This is a genomic window from Streptomyces sp. NBC_01410 (assembly GCF_045040195.1).
In the GTDB taxonomy this organism is placed as follows: Bacteria; Actinomycetota; Actinomycetes; order Streptomycetales; family Streptomycetaceae; genus Streptomyces.
On sequence record NZ_CP109530.1, the window covers coordinates 4,814,597 to 4,832,313 of the forward strand.

Here is a 17,717-nt window from a genome sequence, read left to right on the forward strand (position 1 = left end):
CACGCGCAGCTGTGCAACTGAACGAGAACTCTTGGGGGTTGACATGTGGAATCCGGTACGGGGATGGCTTCGCGGGCTGACGCGAAGGATGCGTAAGGACACGATGCGCAAGGACGCGGGCATGACCACGTCCGAGTACGCCATGGGGACGATCGCGGCCTGCGCCTTCGCCGCCGTTCTGTACAAGGTCGTCACGAGCGGGGCCGTCTCGGGGGCGCTCCAGTCGGTGATCGGGAAGGCGCTCGATGCGCAGTTCTGAGGTAGCCGACAGGGGGTCCGTGACGGCGGAGGCGGCTGTAGCGCTGCCCGCTCTGGTGGTCTTCGCCATGGCCCTGGTCTGGGCGCTGATGGCCGCGTCCGCGCAGATTCAGTGCGTGGACGCGGCCCGGGCCGGGGCGCGCGCCGCCGCCCGGTCCGAGCCGCTGGCGGCCACGCTGGCCGCCGCCCGTTCGGCGGCTCCCAGTGGCGCCAGCGTCACGCTGGGGCGGACAGGTGACCTCTGGCGTGTCCGGGTCGAGGCGAAGGCCCCGGGCCCGGGTGCGCTGGCTCTGACGCTCAGCGCGGAGGCGGCTGCGTTCGCGGAGGACGCCGCGGGCCAGGAGGTCGCCTCATGAACCGGAACCGGCGATGCCGAGGCCAGGACCGGGAGCAGGACCGGGACCGGGGTTCCGCGACCGTGTGGGTGGCCATGGCGACCACCGTGCTGTGTGCCGTCTTCGCCGTCGTCCTCGCCATGGGGCAGGCCGTGGTCGCCCGCCATCGCGCAGGCTCCGCAGCCGACTTGGCCGCGCTGGCGGCTGCCGATCAGGCTCTGCGGGGCACGGCAACCGCCTGCGCGAAGGCGGCCGAGGTGGCCCGGGCACAGGGTGCCGCGGTGGTGCGCTGTGCGGTGCGGGGTGAGATCGCCGACGTGACGGCGCAGGCCCGCTTCGGCCCGTACGGCCCGGCGGTCAGGTCGCGGGCGGGGCCACCGGGGCCTCCTGCGCCGCCGGGGCGTCCCGCAGCAGTTCCGTGAGGAGGCGGACCGCGCCGCGCTTGTGCAGCGGGTCGTTGCCGTTGCCGCACTTCGGGGACTGGATGCAGGACGGGCAGCCCGCCTCGCACTCGCAGGACGCGATCGCCTCGCATGTGGCCGTCAGCCACTCACGGGCGGTGTGGAAGGCCCGCTCGGCGAAGCCCGCGCCACCCGGATGGCCGTCGTACACGAAAACAGTCGGCAAAAGCGTGTCCGGGTGGAGCGGCACCGAGACGCCACCGATGTCCCAGCGGTCGCAGGTGGCGAAGAGCGGCAGCATCCCGATGGAGGCGTGCTCGGCGGCGTGCAGGGCGCCGCCCAGCTGCTCCGGATTGACCCGGGCGGCGTCCAGCTGGCCCTCGGTGACCGTCCACCACACGGCCCGGGTGCGCAGGGTGCGCGGCGGAAGATCGAGTTTGGTCTCGCCGAGCACCTCACCGGTGATGAGTTTGCGGCGCAGGAAGGAGACGACCTGGTTGGTGACCTCGACGGAGCCGTAGCAGAGGCGTCCGTCGCCCCACGGGATCTCGGTGTCGGTTTCGAGTACGGAGACGGAGGTGGTGTCGCGGGCGGTGGTGGAGTACGGCGGGTTGGCCTCCTCGACGAGAGCGGCCGAGTCCTCCAGGTCCAGGTGCTTCACCAGGTACGTACGGCCCTGGTGGAGATGGACGGCGCCGTCGTGGACCGAGGTGTGGGCGGCCGATTCGTCGACCGTGCCCAGCAGCCGGCCGGTGGCGGCCTCCACGATCTGGACAGGGCGGCCGCCCTCGCCCCGGATGTCGGTGAGGTCGGCGGCCCGCTCCCGGCGGGTCCAGTGCCAGCCGGAGGCCCGGCGCCGGAGCAGCTTGGCGGCCTCCAGCTGGGGCATGAGCTCGGCGGTCGCAGGGCCGAAGAGCTCAAGGTCGGCGTCCGTGAGGGGAAGCTCGGCAGCGGCAGCGCACAGATGGGGGGCGAGGACGTACGGATTGTCGGGGTCGAGGACCGTGGACTCCACCGGCTGCTGGAACAGCGCCTCGGGATGGTGGACGAGGTAGGTGTCCAGCGGATCGTCTCGGGCGACGAGCACGGCCAGGGCGCCCTGGCCCGAGCGGCCCGCGCGGCCGGCCTGCTGCCAGAGCGAGGCCCGTGTGCCGGGGTATCCGGCGATGATCACGGCATCGAGGCCCGAGACGTCGACACCGAGCTCGAGGGCGGTGGTGGCGGCGAGGCCGAGGAGCTCGCCGGAGTGCAGGGCCCGCTCCAGGGCGCGGCGCTCCTCGGGGAGGTAGCCGCCCCGGTAGGCGGCGACACGCGGGGGCAGCGAGCGGTCCACCTCGGCGAGACGTTCCTTGGCGATGACGGAGATCAGCTCGGCGGCGCGCCGGGAGCGTACGAAGGCGACGGAGCGGACGCCCTGGACGGTCAGGTCGGTGAGCAGGTCCGCGGTCTCGGCGGTGGCGGTACGGCGCACCGGTGCGCCCTTCTCGCCGTGCAGCTCGGTGAGCGGGGGCTCCCAGAGGGCGAAGACGAGCTCACCGCGCGGCGAGGCATCGTCGGCCACCTCGTGGACGGGCAGGCCGGTGAGGCGGCCGGCGGCCAGCGAGGGTTCCGCGGCGGTGGCGGAGGCGAGGAGGAAGACCGGGTTCGCACCGTAGCGGGCGCATACGCGGCGAAGGCGGCGCAGCACCTGGGCGACATGGGAGCCGAAGACGCCCCGGTAGGTGTGGCACTCGTCGATGACGACGTAGCGCAGGGAGCGCAGGAAGGAGGACCAGCGGGGGTGTGAGGGAAGTATTCCGCGATGCAGCATGTCGGGGTTGGTCAGGACGTACGTGGCGTACTGCCGGACCCACTCGCGTTCCTCGACCGGCGTGTCGCCGTCGTAGACGGCGGGACGCACCCGGTTGCCGAGCGGCGCGGCGAGCTCTTTCACGGCGCGGCACTGGTCGGCGGCCAGAGCTTTGGTCGGGGCCAGGTAGAGGGCCGTGGCACCGCGTCCATTGGGGGCGTCGGCGCCGTCGAGGAGGGTGGTGAGCACGGGCGCCAGGTAGGCCAGGGACTTGCCCGAGGCGGTGCCGGTGGCGATCACCACGGATTCGCCGTCCAGGGCGTGCTCGGCGGCGGTTGCCTGGTGGGCCCACGGATGGTCGATCCCCGCCTGCTGAATGGCGTTGATCACTTCCGGGCGGATGCGGTCGGGCCAGACTGCATGGCGGCCGGGCCTAGGGGGCAAGTGCTCCGTATGAGTGATGCGCGCGGCACGGCTCGCCCCCGCGGCGAGCCGGTCGAGGACCGTAGCCGGGGAGGGGCGGTTGTCCCCGCTCTCGGCGGGTCGTCTGGGACGGTGATTCTTGGCCATCGGCACCGAGTGTGTCACCGGCGTGACGGACAATGGTCCCAAGGCGTCGTGCATGGCTGCTGGTAAGTGATTGAATGCCATCGCGGCTGGCGACCGTCTCTGGCTCCGCCGGGGAGACCTGAGGGGGCGGCCGCTCGATAGCAAGGTGCTGGAGGATCCGTGGACCTGTCCCTGTCGACTCGCAATGTGTCCGGCCCTGGTGGCGACCGTACGGTCGTCGAGGTCGGTGGCGAGATTGATGTGTATACCGCGCCCAAGCTGCGCGAGCAGTTGGTCGAGTTGGTGAACGACGGCAGCTACCACCTGGTTGTCGACATGGAAGGCGTGGACTTCCTCGACTCCACCGGCCTCGGCGTGCTCGTGGGTGGCCTGAAGCGCGTTCGCGCGCATGAGGGTTCGCTGCGCCTGGTCTGCAACCAGGAGCGCATTCTCAAGATCTTCCGGATCACAGGTCTGACCAAGGTGTTCCCCATTCACACCACGGTCGACGAAGCTGTCGCGGCCACCGACTGACGGTCGGCCGCAGACTTCCGGAAGAAGTGAGGGGCACCGGGCATCCAGCCCGGGCCCCTGAGATGCACGCCCGTACGTCCGAGGGGGATTGCATGGCCACCGTTGAACTCCGCTTCAGCGCCCAGCCTGAGCATGTCAGGACCGCCCGTCTGGTGGCCGCTGCCGTGGCTCGCCGGGCAGGGGTCGACGAGGCCGTGCTGGACGAGGTCCGTCTCGCGGTCGGCGAGGCGTGCAGCCGTGCGGTCGGGCTGCATCGCAGCCATGGCATCACGGCCCCTGTGAGGGTCGTCCTGACCGAGGAGGAGAAGGCCTTCTCCATCGAGGTCGGGGACGAGGTCCCGAGCGCGGGCGCCGAGGGGTCCTCCGGGGCCCCAGGAGCCCGTGACGCCACGGACGAGGACCTGGACTCCGAGGGCGAGGACGAGATGGGTCTCGCCGTCATCAGCGGTCTCGTCGACGACGTGGAGGTCACGTCCACCGAGGAGGGGGGCGTGATCCGGATGAGTTGGCCGACGACGCCTGTCACCGTCGTGCCCTGATCGCGGATGATCGACAACGGTGCCGAACTGTCGGCGCATTGATCGTTTTCTTTGGAAAGAGGCCCTGCTGAGCAGGGCCTCTTTCCATTTCTCTAGATCATTTATCGCGCGTCAATGCCTTTGCCCCATTACTTCTTTCGGGGGGCGTTTCGGAACCCGATCATTTGCTGAGGAGCAAGTGAAGGTCAATTCCAATTGCCGCGCCCTGTTTTGATCAGGTTCCGCTACCTACAATCCGTCCACATCTTGAGCTCTGAGCGTCAAGGAGGACGAATGGCGGGGCTCTTCATCCCAGAACTGACCGACCACCCCACTTCTCTCGCAGCCGCGGTACTCACCGACAGCAACCGGCTGATCGTTATCGTCATCGCCGCGGTCGCGGTGGCGGCACTGATCGTCGCCCAGGTGCTGACGCGCCAGGTGCTGGCCGCCGGCGAGGGCACTGATTCCATGAAGAAGATCGCGGCAGCCGTGCAGGAGGGCGCGAATGCCTATCTGGCCCGGCAGTTGCGCACCCTCGGCGTCTTCGCCGTCGTGGTGTTCTTCCTGCTGATGCTTCTTCCGGCCGACGACTGGTCACAGCGTGGCGGACGTTCGGTGTTCTTCCTGGTGGGCGCGCTCTTCTCGGCGGCCACCGGATACATCGGCATGCGTCTGGCCGTACGAGCAAATGTGCGCGTGGCAGCGGCCGCGCGTGAAGCGACACCGGCGGAGGGCGAGCCGGAAAAGGATCTGACGGCCGTCTCGCACAAGGCCATGAAGATCGCTTTCCGGACGGGAGGCGTGGTCGGCATGTTCACGGTGGGCCTCGGCCTGCTCGGTGCCTCCTGCGTCGTTCTCGTCTACGCGGCCGACGCGCCCAAGGTGCTCGAGGGCTTCGGCCTCGGCGCCGCGTTGATCGCCATGTTCATGCGTGTCGGCGGCGGCATCTTCACCAAGGCCGCCGACGTCGGCGCCGACCTGGTCGGCAAGGTCGAGCAGGGCATCCCGGAGGACGACCCGCGCAACGCCGCCACCATCGCCGACAACGTGGGCGACAACGTCGGTGACTGTGCCGGTATGGCGGCCGACCTCTTCGAGTCGTACGCGGTCACGCTCGTCGCGGCGCTCATCCTCGGCAAGGCGGCATTCGGCGACGCCGGACTCGCCTTTCCGCTGATCGTCCCGGCGATCGGCGTGGTCACCGCGATGATCGGTATCTTCGCGGTCGCCCCGCGGCGCGCCGACCGCAGCGGGATGACTGCCATCAACCGCGGATTCTTCATCTCCGCGCTGATCTCGCTCGGCATGGTGGCCGCGGCGGTGTTCATCTATCTGCCGTCCACGTACGCCGAGTTGGACGGTGTCACCGAGGCCGCGATCAAGTCGCACCCCGGAGACCCGCGGATTCTGGCGCTCGTCGCCGTGGGCATCGGCATCGTGCTCGCGGCCCTGATCCAGCAGCTGACCGGGTACTTCACCGAGACCACCCGGCGTCCCGTCAGGGACATCGGCAAGTCCTCGCTGACGGGACCAGCGACCGTGGTGCTGGCGGGTATCTCCATCGGTCTGGAATCCGCCGTCTACACCGCGCTGTTGATCGGTCTCGGTGTGTACGGGGCGTTCCTGCTCGGCGGTACGTCGATCATGCTCGCCCTGTTCGCGGTGGCTCTGGCCGGTACCGGTCTGCTCACCACGGTCGGCGTCATCGTCGCCATGGACACCTTCGGACCCGTCTCCGACAACGCCCAGGGCATCGCCGAGATGTCGGGCGACGTCACGGGCGCGGGCGCCCAGGTGCTCACCGACCTCGACGCCGTCGGCAACACCACCAAGGCCATCACCAAGGGAATCGCCATCGCCACGGCCGTTCTGGCCGCGTCCGCGCTCTTCGGTTCGTATCGCGATGCCATCGCGACCGCGGCCAGGGACGTCGGCGAGACGGTCGGCGAGGGCGCTCCGATGAACCTCGTGATGGACATCTCGCAGCCCAACAATCTGGTGGGCCTGATCCTCGGCGCCGCGGTCGTCTTCCTCTTCTCGGGTCTCGCGATCAGCGCGGTGTCCCGTTCGGCGGGCGCGGTCGTCTACGAGGTGCGGCGGCAGTTCCGCGAGCACCCCGGGATCATGGACTACACCGAGCAGCCGGAGTACGGGCGCGTCGTCGACATCTGCACCAAGGACGCGCTGCGCGAGCTGGCCACACCGGGTCTGCTCGCCGTACTGACCCCGATCGCCGTCGGCTTCTCGCTCGGTGTGGGAGCCCTCGGCTCCTTCCTGGCGGGCGCGATCGGCACCGGCACGCTGATGGCCGTCTTCCTCGCCAACTCCGGTGGCGCGTGGGACAACGCCAAGAAACTCGTCGAGGACGGACACCACGGCGGCAAGGGCAGCGACGCCCATGCCGCCACCGTCATCGGTGACACCGTCGGCGACCCGTTCAAGGACACCGCGGGACCGGCGATCAACCCGCTGCTGAAGGTGATGAACCTGGTGGCGCTGCTGATTGCGCCCGCGGTGATCCAGTTCAGTTACGGGGACGACTCCAGCGCCGGAATCAGGGCGCTGGTGGCGGTGCTCGCGATCCTCGTCATCATCGGCGCGGTGTACATCTCCAAGCGGCGCGGCATCGCCGTCGGTGACGAAGACAACCATGCGGAACGGAGCGCGAAGTCACCTGATCCTGCGGTGGTTTCGTAACACCTGCTCAAGAGGCGGGCGGGCGGCGCGTATTGACGTGTCGCCCGCCCGTTTGTGCGCCGTCGTGAGCCTTGTCTCTCTTGGTGCAAATGGCTTCAATAGGTTACAGAGCGGACATACGACATGCGGTTGTCGCCCACTTGGCGTGTATGTTCCGGGGCCGAGAGCCTTGGAAGGGACCAATCCGGTGAACAAGAAGCTTGCGGCCGCACTGTCGGGCGGCGCGGTACTGGTACTGGCGCTGTCGGGCTGCACCGACGACGACGGCGACAACAAGGTGAACGACTGGGCCAAGACGTTCTGCGACCAGGCGCAGCCGCAGATCAAGAAGAGGGCCAACGCTGAGCAGGCCATCATCTCGACGGCGGCGGACGGCAAGCCCGCCGACATCCAGGCCGCCGACTCGAAGGCCTTCCAGGACCTCGCCGATGTGAACAACTCACTCGCCACCGCGGTCAAGGCAGGCGGAACGCCGCCCATCGACGACGGCGCGAAGGTCCAGCAGGACGCGGTCGCCGAACTCCAGGCGACGGCCAAGGCCTACCTCGCTCTGAAGAAGCAGGTCGACGGGCTCAACGCCAAGGACCAGCAGAAGTTCGCGGACGGGCTGCAGGGCGTCGCCGACGGTCTGGCGACGATCGAGAAGATGAAGCAGGACGCGGTGAAGAAGCTGCAGTCCGGTGACCTGGGCAAGGCGATGGCCAAGGAGCCCGGCTGCCGGACGGTGAAGGTCTCGAGTCCCCCCGCGGGCGGTTCCGGCTCGGACTCCCCCTCGACCCCGGCTTCGTCGAAGGCACCGGCGAAGGCGTCGGCGAAGGCCGCGCCGAAGCCCTCGGTGACGGTCTCGGCAGGAAAGCCGAGCGAGCTGCCGAGCGAGCTGTAGGAGCCGGCGGGCAAGAAGGGGGCCCGGCCGTGCGGCGTTTGTCAGTGCCGGCCGCCACAATGGGCGGGTGAGTACGACCAGCCCTGCCCCAGGCCTTCCTTCGCCCGACCGCTCGCCCCGGCTGCGTGAAGCCCTCCTCGCCGCCGACTTCACCGCTGACGGACTGCTCGACCTGCTCGGCGCTCCCGCGTATGCCGCGCTCGCCCGCAGTGAGACGGTGCCTGCCCTGCGCGCCACCCGCGGGGACGGCGTCCTCGACACCCTCGTACAGCTGTTTCTGCTCCAGCGCTCCGTCGCCCCCGGGCGGGCGCGGGCAGCTCTGCCGCTCGACGAGTGCCTTGCCGACGGCTGGGTGGTGCAGGACGGCGAGGACGTACGCGCCACGGTCGATGTGAGGCCGTACGGCGGTCCCGAGGGCCAGGACTGGTTCATCGTCTCCGACCTGGGCTGCGCCGTCGGCGGTGCGGGTGGTGCGAGCGGCCAGGGCGAGGGTGTTGTTCTCGGTGTCGGCGGGGCGTCCACCACGCTCGCCGGGATCACCGTTCGTACGCCGGTGTCCTCCGCACTCGACCTGGGCACCGGCTCCGGCATTCAGGCGCTGCACGCCACCCAGCACGCGATCCGCGTGACGGCCACCGATCTGAACCCGCGCGCCCTGCACTTCGCGCGGCTCACCCTGGCGCTCTCCGGGGCCCCGGAGAGCGATCTGCGCGAGGGCTCGCTCTACGAGCCTGTCCACAAGGACACCTTCGACCTGATCGTGTCCAACCCTCCGTTCGTCATCTCCCCCGGCGCCCGGCTGACCTACCGGGACGGCGGGATGGGCGGGGACGATCTGTGCCGTGCGCTCGTTCAGCAGGCGGGGGACAGGCTGAACGACGGGGGATACGCCCAGTTCCTCGCCAACTGGCAGCACGTGGAGGGGGAGGAGTGGCAGGACCGGCTGCGTTCCTGGGTGCCGCGCGGCTGTGACGCCTGGATCGCCCAGCGCGAGGTGCAGGACGTGACGCAGTACGCCGAACTGTGGCTGCGGGACAGCGGCGACCACCGCAGTGACCCCGCTCAGTACGCCGCGCGGTACGAGGCGTGGCTGGACGAGTTCGAGGCTCGTAAGACCAAGGCCGTCGGCTTCGGCTGGATCACGCTCAGGAAGTCCGGTTCCGAGCGCCCTTCGATCGTCGCCGAGGAGTGGCCGCACCCTGTCGAGCAGCCGCTCGGCGCCGGCGTGCAGGCGCACTTCGAGCGGCAGGACTATCTGCGGACGCATGACGACGCGGCGCTGCTCGCCGGTCACTTCACGCTGGCCCCGGAGGTCGTGCAGGAGCAGGTCGGGCTGCCGGGCGCGGAGGACCCGGAGCATGTGGTGCTGCGTCAGAACCGCGGCATGCGGCGCGCCACCAAGGTCGACACGGTCGGCGCGGGCTTCGCCGGGGTGTGCGACGGGACGCTCAGTGCCGGACGGATTCTGGACGCGATCGCCCAGCTGCTCGACGAGGATCCGGTGGTGCTGCGTGATCGCACCCCGCAGGCGCTGCGGCTGCTGGTCGAGGAAGGTTTTCTGGAACCGGTCCGTCCATGAGGTGAAACCGGCCAACATCAAACAGAAGAAGAGGAGGGTCGACCTCCGGGTGGGTGAGCCGACGCGGCGTTCACCCGGAATTCGCACCCGTGTCGCCCGGAGGTGCCAGCCTCGGCCTCCGGGAGACCTCGGCTTCAGGGAAGGACCGGGTACGGGCATGGAGAGCGGGCCGGCGATCTTCGCGGGGACGGCGTTCACGCTGTTCGGGGCCGGGCTGCTGCTGTGGACGGGAGCACGTGTGCGCCACCGGGCGCCGGTCGCACACGGAGTGAGTCCCGCCACGGCCTTCGCTCTCGCCGCCCTCTTCGGCGCGGGATTCCTCGCACTCGGTCTCTGGTGCTTCGGCCGCGTCTGATCTGGGGGCATCTGGGCGCCGAAGCGCCGTCGTGCCGCTCCGGGGCGGCAGGAATGGCCGGACTCGGGTTACCGTTCGAGTGGCCGTTGCGGGCTTTTGCCGTTTGACACGGGGGCGGGTTGTACCGTCACACTCCGCAGCGACAGCAGCGTCACAGCCGTGCCGCACCCAGTGCCGTGCAGCCGTGAGCGCCCACAGAGCGTCGACCGGAGAGAAGAGCGAAGTTGTCCCCGACCAGCGAGACCGCACAGGGCGGCCGCCGACTCGTGATCGTCGAGTCGCCTGCCAAGGCGAAGACGATCAAGGGCTACCTCGGCCCCGGCTATGTCGTCGAGGCGAGCGTCGGGCACATCCGCGACCTCCCCAACGGCGCCGCCGAGGTGCCGGAGAAGTACACCGGCGAGGTGCGCCGCCTCGGTGTCGACGTCGACAATGACTTCCAGCCGATCTATGTCGTCAACGCCGACAAGAAGGCCCAGGTCAGGAAGCTCAAGGAGCAGCTCGCCCAGTCCGACGAACTCTTCCTCGCCACCGATGAGGACCGCGAGGGCGAGGCGATCGCCTGGCACCTGCTCGAGGTCCTCAAGCCCAAGGTCCCCGTCCACCGGATGGTCTTCCACGAGATCACCAAGGAAGCGATCCGTGAGGCCGTCGAGAACCCGCGCGAGCTCAACACGCGCATGGTCGACGCCCAGGAGACCCGCCGTATCCTCGACCGTCTCTACGGCTACGAGGTCTCGCCGGTCCTGTGGAAGAAGGTCATGCCGCGGCTGTCCGCCGGCCGTGTGCAGTCCGTCGCCACCCGTCTCGTCGTCGAGCGTGAGCGCGAGCGCATCGCCTTCCGCTCCGCCGAGTACTGGGACCTGACCGGCACCTTCTCCACCGGCCGCGCCGGGGACGCCTCCGACCCCTCCGTTCTCACGGCCCGGCTGAACACCGTCGACGGGCAGCGTGTGGCCCAGGGCCGCGACTTCGGCTCGGACGGGCAGCTCAAGTCCGCACAGGTGCTCCACCTCGACGAGGCGAACGCCCGGGCACTCGCCGCCGCGCTGGCCGATGCGTCGTTCGCGGTCCGGGCCGTCGAGTCGAAGCCGTACCGCCGCTCTCCGTACGCACCTTTCCGTACGACGACGCTGCAGCAGGAGGCCTCCCGCAAGCTGGGCTTCGGGGCCAAGGCCACCATGCAGGTCGCGCAGAAGCTGTACGAGAACGGCTTCATCACCTATATGCGTACGGACTCCACCACGCTGTCCGACACCGCCATCTCGGCGGCCCGGGCGCAGGTCACGCAGCTGTACGGCGCCAACTATCTGCCGGACAAGCCGCGTGTGTACGCCGGGAAGGTCAAGAACGCGCAGGAGGCGCACGAGGCGATTCGCCCTTCGGGTGATCGTTTCCGCACTCCGGCCGAGACGGGTCTGACCGGCGACCAGTTCAGGCTCTACGAGCTGATCTGGAAGCGGACCGTCGCCTCGCAGATGAAGGACGCGGTCGGTAACAGCGTCACTGTCCGGATCGGCGGCCGTGCTTCCGACGGCCGGGACGCCGAGTTCACCGCGTCCGGCAAGACGATCACCTTCCACGGCTTCATGAAGGCTTACGTGGAAGGCGCCGACGACCCGAACGCCGAGCTCGACGACCGTGAGCGGCGCCTCCCGCAGGTCTCCGAGGGTGATGCCCTCTCCGCCGAGGAGATCTCGGTGGACGGCCACGCGACCAAGCCGCCGGCCCGCTACACCGAGGCCTCGCTGGTCAAGGAGCTGGAAGAGCGCGAGATCGGCCGCCCCTCGACGTACGCGTCGATCATCGGCACGATTCTGGACCGCGGCTATGTGTTCAAGAAGGGGACGGCGCTCGTGCCCTCCTTCCTGAGCTTCGCCGTGGTCAATCTGCTGGAGAAGCACTTCGGCCGGCTCGTCGACTACGACTTCACGGCGAAGATGGAGGACGACCTCGACCGCATCGCGCGCGGCGAGGCGCAGGCCGTGCCGTGGCTGAAGGCTTTCTACTTCGGCGAGGGCGACGACAAGGGTGCCGCCTCCGGCGCGGGCAACGGCGACTGGGACCACCTCGGTGGCCTGAAGGAGCTGGTGACGGACCTCGGCGCGATCGACGCCCGGGAGATCTCCAGCTTCCCGGTCGGCGAGGGCATCATGCTGCGCGTCGGCCGGTACGGCCCGTACATCGAGCGCGGCGAGAAGGACGCGGAGGGCCATCAGCGCGCCGACGTGCCCGACGAGCTCGCTCCGGACGAGCTCACCGTGGAGTACGCGGAAGAGCTGCTCGCCAAGCCGAGCGGCGACTTCGAGCTGGGCGCCGACCCCGTGAGCGGCAACCAGATCGTGGCCAAGGACGGCCGCTACGGTCCGTACGTCACGGAGATCCTTCCCGAGGGCACCCCGAAGACCGGCAAGAACGCCGTCAAGCCGCGCACAGCCTCGCTTTTCAAGTCGATGTCCCTGGACACCGTCACGCTCGACGACGCGCTCAAGCTGATGTCCCTGCCGCGTGTGGTGGGCAAGGACGCGGACGGCGTCGAGATCACCGCGCAGAACGGCCGGTACGGCCCGTATCTGAAGAAGGGCACGGACTCGCGCTCCCTGGAGACCGAGGACCAGCTCTTCAACATCACGCTGGACGAGGCGCTGGCGATCTATGCGCAGCCCAAGCAGCGCGGACGGGCCGCGGCCAAGCCGCCGCTGAAGGAGCTGGGTACGGACCCGGTCAGCGAGCGGCCCGTGGTCGTCAAGGACGGGCGCTTCGGTCCGTACGTCACCGACGGCGAGACGAACGCGACGCTGCGCACCGGCGACAGCGTCGAGGACATCACGCCGGAGCGCGGCTACGAGCTGCTCGCCGAGAAGCGGGCCAAGGGGCCTGCCAAGAAGACGGCGAAGAGGGCTCCGGCCAAGAAGGCACCCGCGAAGAAGGCCGCGGCCAAGAAGACCGTGGCCAAGAAGGCGGTGGCCAAGAAGACCGCTGCGAAGAAGACGACGTCGGCCGCTGCGGCAAAGAAGACGACCGCGTCGGCCAAGGCATCGACGAAGGCGTCGGCGGACGAGTAGCGGTTTGCCTGTGGGCGCTTCGAACGGGAGGTATCGCACCCTCCGTACAAAGCGCCCGTATGTTCGGACAGGCCTCCGGGGAGCGGCGCGCTCCGGATAGGCTGGGCGGATGACGCGAGCCGAGCAGCCAGCCGAGCAGCAGGCGGTCGTGAGCACCGCCTCAGAGACTGCCTCAGACTCCGACGCAACCGACGCACTTGGCGCGGATTCCCGTGAACGCGCGGTGCGCGCCCTGCTGCGCTTCCCCCCGCTCAGGCGGTTGTGGAACGCACAGGTCGTGGGCGGGATCGGTGACTCTGTCGCCCTCCTTGTCCTCCTCCTGCTGACGCTGCAGGCCTCGGTCCTGGCGGGCACCTTCGGGGAGGGCTATCGCGGAGCGGCGTTCGCCGTCGCCGCCGTGCTCGGTGCGCGGGTGCTGGCCACGCTGCTCTTCGGCGCGGTACTGCTCGGCCCGCTGACCACTCTCACTTCGCCCAAGGGACCGCTCGACCGGCGCTGGACGATGATCGGGGCGGACGGGCTGCGGCTCGCACTCTTCGTCGTCGCGCCGCTGTGGATCGACTGGACCCCGGACAATGCCCCGGCGATGCTGCTGATCACCGTCTTTGTCGCGGGCGTCGCCGAACGCTTCTGGACGGTCGCCCGCGACGGTGCCGCTCCCGCGCTGCTCCCCGCCCCGCCGCTGGAGGGCGCGGCCGTGCGCCCGCTGCCGGACCACCTCGACGCGCTGCGCACGCTGTGGCTGCGTACGGGCTTCGCCGTCATCCCCGCCGGGGCCGCGGTCCTGCTCGTGGCGACGCTGATCGGAAACCTGCTCGGCTCGGGCATCGACTGGTTCTCGCTGCACCAGGCGGCCCTCGGTTCGTATGTCGCGGCCGGTCTCTTCGCCGCGTCCATCTCGACGCTGTACTTCGTCGAACTGCCCGGCTCGCAGACCCCGCGGCCGCGTTCGCCGCTCGAAGGGCTGCGCCGTCCGTCCACCGGCAACGGCCTGGAGCGGGGGCGTACGGGCGCCATACCGCTGTTCGTCCTCGCCTGCGGGTCGGTCGCCGCCGCGATCGCATCCGCCGTGGCCGTCTCCGTACTGCACGCCTTCGACCTGGGCGGCGGGCCCGCCGCCTTCGCGCTTCTCGTGCTCGCGCTGACCGGCGGCACCGGTGTCGGCATCCGCGCCGCCGCCGCCGTACTGCCCACGCTCTCGCGCCGGCGGCTGCTCGCCATCGCGCTCGCCGTCACCGGCATCGCGCTGCTCGCGATGGGCCTGGTGCCCGACACGGCGAGCGTGCTGTTCATCGCGCTGCTCGCGGGACTCGCGGCCGGTGTCGCGGCGAGCACCGGGCACGCGCTGATCGACCAGGAGGCCGAAGACTTCCGGCGTCCCCGGATCACCGAGCACCTCCAGGCGGTCGTACGGGTCGCCATCGCCCTCGGCGCGCTGGCGGCTCCGCTGCTCGCCGCGGCGATCGGGCCGCACCGGCTCGCGAGCGGGGACTTCGTCTTCGCGCACGGCGGCGCGGCGTTCACGCTGATGCTGGTCGGCGCGCTGCTGCTGCCCGTCGCGGCCGTGGTGCTCGCCAAGACGGACGACCGGTCCGGAGTTCCGCTGCGCCGGGACCTCGGCGACGCGCTGCGCGGCGGGGCCGACCCGGCGCAGGCACCGTCCCCGACCGGGTTCTTCATCGCCATGGAGGGCGGCGACGGGGCCGGGAAGTCCACACAGGTCGAGGCGCTCGCGGAGTGGATCCGGGCGAAGGGCCACGAGGTCGTCGTGACGCGTGAGCCGGGCGCCACGCCGATAGGGAAGCGGCTGCGGTCGATCCTGCTCGACGTGTCCTCGGCGGGGCTCTCGAACCGCGCTGAGGCGCTGCTGTACGCCGCCGACCGTGCCGAGCACGTCGATTCGGTCGTACGGCCCGCGCTGGAGCGCGGCGCGATCGTCATCTCCGACCGCTACATCGACTCGTCGGTCGCCTACCAGGGCGCGGGCCGCGATCTGTCCCCGACCGAGATCGCCCGTATCAACCGGTGGGCCACGGACGGACTCGTACCGCATCTGACCGTGCTGCTCGACGTCTCCCCGGAGACGGCGAGGGAGCGCTTCACCGAGGCGCCGGACCGGCTGGAGTCGGAGCCGGCGGAGTTCCACCAGCGGGTGCGGGCCGGATTCCTGACCCTCGCGGCGGCAGACCCGGGCCGGTATCTGGTGGTGGACGCCGGGCAGGAGCCCGCGTCGGTCACCACGGTCGTACGGCACCGGCTCGACCAGATGCTGCCCCTGTCCGAGGCCGAGGTGAAGGCGCAGGCAGAGGCGCGCAGGGCGGCCGAGGAAGAAGCCAGGCGCAGGGCCGAGGAAGAGGCCGCGCGCAAGGCGGAGGAAGAGCGGCTCGAACGCGAGCGGCAGGAACAGCTCGCGAAACTCCGCGCCGAGGAGGAGGAGCGCAAGCGCCGCGAGCTGGAGGAGGCGCGGCAGCGCGAGGCCGAACGGCAGGCGGAGGAGGCCCGGCAGCGGGCCGAGGAAGCACGGCGGCTTGCCGACGAGGAGCGGGCGCGGCGGCTGGCCGAGGAGAAGGCGCGCCGGGAGGAAGAGGAACGGCTTCGCCGGCAGGCTGAGGAGGAGGCCCGGCTGCGGGCCGAGGCGGAGGAACGGCGTCTCGAGAAGCAGCGCAAGGCGGAGGAGGCGCTGCTCAGGGCCGAGGAGGCGCGGAGGCTGGCCGAGGCGGAGGCAGCGGCGGCTGCGCCCTCGCCGTCGGAGGTGACGGTGCCTACGCCGGTGGTCGCGCCGCCGGACGCGGTGACGCAGGAGGTCCCGACGCCGACGCCCGTGGCCGATGAGACGGCGGTACTCCCGAAGGTCCCGGCGGACGCGGACGAGACTGCGGTGCTTCCTCCGGTACGGGACGCGGACGAGACGGCCGTGCTCCCTCCGGTACGGGACGCGGGCGCGGCCCGGGACGAGCGCACGCGTGAGCTCCCCCAGGTCGACCCGAGCTCGGGCCGCCCGCGCCGCCGCTCGGACTGGGCGGAAGAAACGCCACTGGACGACCTCCCGACACTGGCGGACGAACTGCTGGGCCCGCACGAGGACGACGAGAACGGCGGCAGCCGCAGGAGGCGCTGAGTCTGGGGTCCGCTCCGGGGTCGGTTGCGCTTTGGGGTCCGCGCCTTGTGTTGCCCGGCGCCGCAGGGTGACCGTCGGGGGCCGCTCCGGGGCCGCGTCGGGACCGCAGATTTCGGCGCAGTCCTGCCCCTGCCGCGGGGTGCGGGCGTCCGCGCGGGGTGACGCTTGTGGGCCCCCGCGCCGCGAAGGCGACGCCGGGGATGCGGGGTGCCCGCATCGCGCCGCGAAGCTGGCGCATCGGGGTGTGGGGGCGCAGCCCCCTTCCCCCTGGGGGCCTCGGGGCTTGCCCCAGTCTCGGGAAGGGGCGGGGTGGGGGAGACGCCCCCGACCCGCACCCCGCTGTCAGACCTTGCCCCCACAATGGAGACCCCCACGCAAGAAAGGCGGGTGACGGCCCATGGCCGTATGGGACGACGTCGTCGGCCAGGAGCGCGTCCACGCGCAGCTCTCCGCCGCCGCCCGGGACGCCGACACCCGCGTCACCGCCGAAGCCCGCCGTGAGCGGCCGCCGGACGCGTCCAAGATGACGCACGCCTGGCTGTTCACCGGTCCGCCCGGTTCCGGGCGGTCCACCGCCGCTCGGGCGTTCGCCGCGGCGCTGCAGTGCACGAGTCCCGACCGTGCCCTCGGCGGGGAGCCCGGGTGCGGGTTCTGCGACGGCTGCCACACCACCCTTGTCGGTACGCACGCCGACGTCGAGGTGATTCGTACGGACCTGCTCTCCATCGGCGTCAAGGACACCCGAGAGCTCGTCCGCCGCGCGCAGCTCTCCCCGGCCGGCGGGCGCTGGCAGGTGATCATCCTGGAGGACGCCGACCGGCTCACGGAGGGCGCGGGCAATGTCCTGCTGAAGGCCGTCGAGGAGCCCGCCCCCCGCACCGTGTGGCTGCTCTGCGCGCCGTCGATCGAGGATGTGCTGCCGACGATCCGTTCCCGCTGCCGCCATCTCACGCTTCGTACGCCACCCGTCGAGGCGGTGGCCGACGTACTGATCCGGCGTGACGGGATCGAGCCCGATGTCGCCATGTCCGCCGCCCGCACCACCCAGGGGCACATCGGCCGGGCGCGCCGCCTGGCGACGGACGAGCGGGCCCGGGCCCGCCGGGCGACCGTGCTGAAGATGCCGTTGCGCGTCGAGGACATCGGCGGCTGCCTCAAGGCCGCCCAGGAGCTGATCGACGCCGCCGCCGAGGACGCCAATCAGGTGGCCGAGGAGGTCGACGTCAAGGAGACCGAGGATATGAAGGCGGCTCTCGGCGCATCGGCCGGGGGGCGGATGCCCCGGGGGACCGCGGGGGCGATGAAGGAGCTAGAGGACAGGCAGAAGCGCCGGAAAACGCGTTCGCAGCGCGACAGCCTGGATCTCGCGCTGACCGATCTGACGGGCTTCTACCGCGATGTGCTCGCCCTCCAGATGGGCTCCGAGGTCGCGCTCGCCAATCTCGACGTACGGGACTCTCTCGACCGGATCGCCCGCGCTTCGACCCCCGAGGGCACGCTGCGCCGGATAGAAGCGGTGGTCGCCTGTCGTCAGGCGCTGGACAGCAATGTCTCGCCCCTGCTGGCCGTCGAGGCGATGGCGGTGGCTCTGCGCGCGGGCTGAGCCACCGCGACGGTGTTGACCGGCTCACCC

Annotated in this window: 13 protein-coding genes; 12 read left to right on the plus strand and 1 reads right to left on the minus strand. The window is 70.5% G+C overall.

Translation table 11 applies throughout. From position 1 onward, the window contains the following. Positions 1–88 precede the first annotated feature (88 nt). The 3 genes from OG741_RS22120 to OG741_RS22130 are packed head-to-tail and all read left to right on the plus strand — an operon-like array spanning position 89 to position 1,015. A complete protein-coding gene (locus tag OG741_RS22120; RefSeq protein WP_266479833.1) occupies positions 89–259 on the plus strand; it encodes a DUF4244 domain-containing protein in 171 nt (56 codons plus the stop codon). Next, positions 246–614, plus strand: coding sequence for a TadE family type IV pilus minor pilin (locus OG741_RS22125; protein ID WP_405600471.1), 369 nt, complete (start codon positions 246–248; stop codon positions 612–614). The genes OG741_RS22120 and OG741_RS22125 overlap by 14 nt, the downstream gene beginning before the upstream one ends. Further along, positions 611–1,015, plus strand: coding sequence for an Rv3654c family TadE-like protein (locus OG741_RS22130; RefSeq protein ID WP_405600472.1), 405 nt, complete (start codon positions 611–613; stop codon positions 1,013–1,015). Before OG741_RS22125 ends, OG741_RS22130 begins: the two co-directional genes overlap by 4 nt. On the opposite strand, the gene OG741_RS22135 is transcribed toward OG741_RS22130, so the two are convergent. Next, on the minus strand, positions 951–3,434 hold the full coding sequence (locus OG741_RS22135) for a DEAD/DEAH box helicase (protein WP_405600475.1): 2,484 nt from the start codon (positions 3,432–3,434) through the stop codon (positions 951–953). The two genes, OG741_RS22130 and OG741_RS22135, sit on opposite strands and share 65 nt — an antisense overlap. A 78-nt stretch (positions 3,435–3,512) precedes the next feature. Between OG741_RS22135 and OG741_RS22140 the strand changes: the two genes are divergently transcribed. The 9 genes from OG741_RS22140 to OG741_RS22180 all read left to right on the plus strand — a co-directional run bounded on the left by OG741_RS22140 (position 3,513) and on the right by OG741_RS22180 (position 17,687). Further along, a complete protein-coding gene (locus OG741_RS22140; RefSeq protein ID WP_003967428.1) occupies positions 3,513–3,866 on the plus strand; it encodes an STAS domain-containing protein in 354 nt (117 codons plus the stop codon). Between the two features lie 92 nt (positions 3,867–3,958). Beyond that, the gene (locus OG741_RS22145; RefSeq protein WP_266479825.1) at positions 3,959–4,405 is read left to right on the plus strand and encodes an ATP-binding protein; all 447 of its coding nucleotides are present in this window, start codon (positions 3,959–3,961) and stop codon (positions 4,403–4,405) included. A 273-nt stretch (positions 4,406–4,678) separates the two neighbouring features. After that, positions 4,679–7,084 carry a sodium-translocating pyrophosphatase gene (locus OG741_RS22150; protein WP_405600477.1) on the plus strand — a complete coding sequence of 802 codons (2,406 nt, stop codon included), beginning with the start codon at positions 4,679–4,681 and terminating at the stop codon, positions 7,082–7,084. 187 nt (positions 7,085–7,271) lie between these two features. Then, on the plus strand, positions 7,272–7,967 hold the full coding sequence (locus OG741_RS22155) for a small secreted protein (protein WP_405600479.1): 696 nt from the start codon (positions 7,272–7,274) through the stop codon (positions 7,965–7,967). 67 nt (positions 7,968–8,034) lie between these two features. Beyond that, positions 8,035–9,546, plus strand: coding sequence for a methyltransferase (locus tag OG741_RS22160; RefSeq protein WP_405600481.1), 1,512 nt, complete (start codon positions 8,035–8,037; stop codon positions 9,544–9,546). A gap of 157 nt (positions 9,547–9,703) precedes the next feature. Beyond that, a complete protein-coding gene (locus OG741_RS22165; RefSeq protein ID WP_405600483.1) occupies positions 9,704–9,901 on the plus strand; it encodes a hypothetical protein in 198 nt (65 codons plus the stop codon). Between the two features lie 224 nt (positions 9,902–10,125). Beyond that, positions 10,126–12,966, plus strand: a complete 2,841-nt coding sequence (gene topA, locus OG741_RS22170) for a type I DNA topoisomerase (protein ID WP_405600485.1) — start codon at positions 10,126–10,128, stop codon at positions 12,964–12,966. 109 nt (positions 12,967–13,075) lie between these two features. Beyond that, entirely contained in the window at positions 13,076–16,084 is a 3,009-nt protein-coding gene (tmk, locus tag OG741_RS22175) for a dTMP kinase (RefSeq protein ID WP_405600486.1), read from the plus strand. Between the two features lie 397 nt (positions 16,085–16,481). After that, positions 16,482–17,687, plus strand: coding sequence for a DNA polymerase III subunit delta' (locus OG741_RS22180; protein WP_405600487.1), 1,206 nt, complete (start codon positions 16,482–16,484; stop codon positions 17,685–17,687). The last annotated feature ends 30 nt before the right edge of the window (positions 17,688–17,717 follow it).

Excerpts from the sequence above, each read along its gene's own strand:
- OG741_RS22120 (WP_266479833.1), top strand. The coding sequence starts at position 89 with ATGCGTAAGGACACGATGCGCAAGGACGCGGGCATGACCACGTCCGAG.
- OG741_RS22125 (WP_405600471.1), top strand. The coding sequence starts at position 246 with ATGCGCAGTTCTGAGGTAGCCGACAGGGGGTCCGTGACGGCGGAGGCG.
- OG741_RS22130 (WP_405600472.1), top strand. The coding sequence starts at position 611 with ATGAACCGGAACCGGCGATGCCGAGGCCAGGACCGGGAGCAGGACCGG.
- OG741_RS22135 (WP_405600475.1), bottom strand. The coding sequence starts at position 3,434 with ATGGCATTCAATCACTTACCAGCAGCCATGCACGACGCCTTGGGACCA.
- OG741_RS22145 (WP_266479825.1), top strand. The coding sequence starts at position 3,959 with ATGGCCACCGTTGAACTCCGCTTCAGCGCCCAGCCTGAGCATGTCAGG.
- OG741_RS22150 (WP_405600477.1), top strand. The coding sequence starts at position 4,679 with ATGGCGGGGCTCTTCATCCCAGAACTGACCGACCACCCCACTTCTCTC.
- OG741_RS22165 (WP_405600483.1), top strand. The coding sequence starts at position 9,704 with ATGGAGAGCGGGCCGGCGATCTTCGCGGGGACGGCGTTCACGCTGTTC.
- tmk (WP_405600486.1), top strand. The coding sequence starts at position 13,076 with ATGACGCGAGCCGAGCAGCCAGCCGAGCAGCAGGCGGTCGTGAGCACC.
- OG741_RS22180 (WP_405600487.1), top strand. The coding sequence starts at position 16,482 with ATGGCCGTATGGGACGACGTCGTCGGCCAGGAGCGCGTCCACGCGCAG.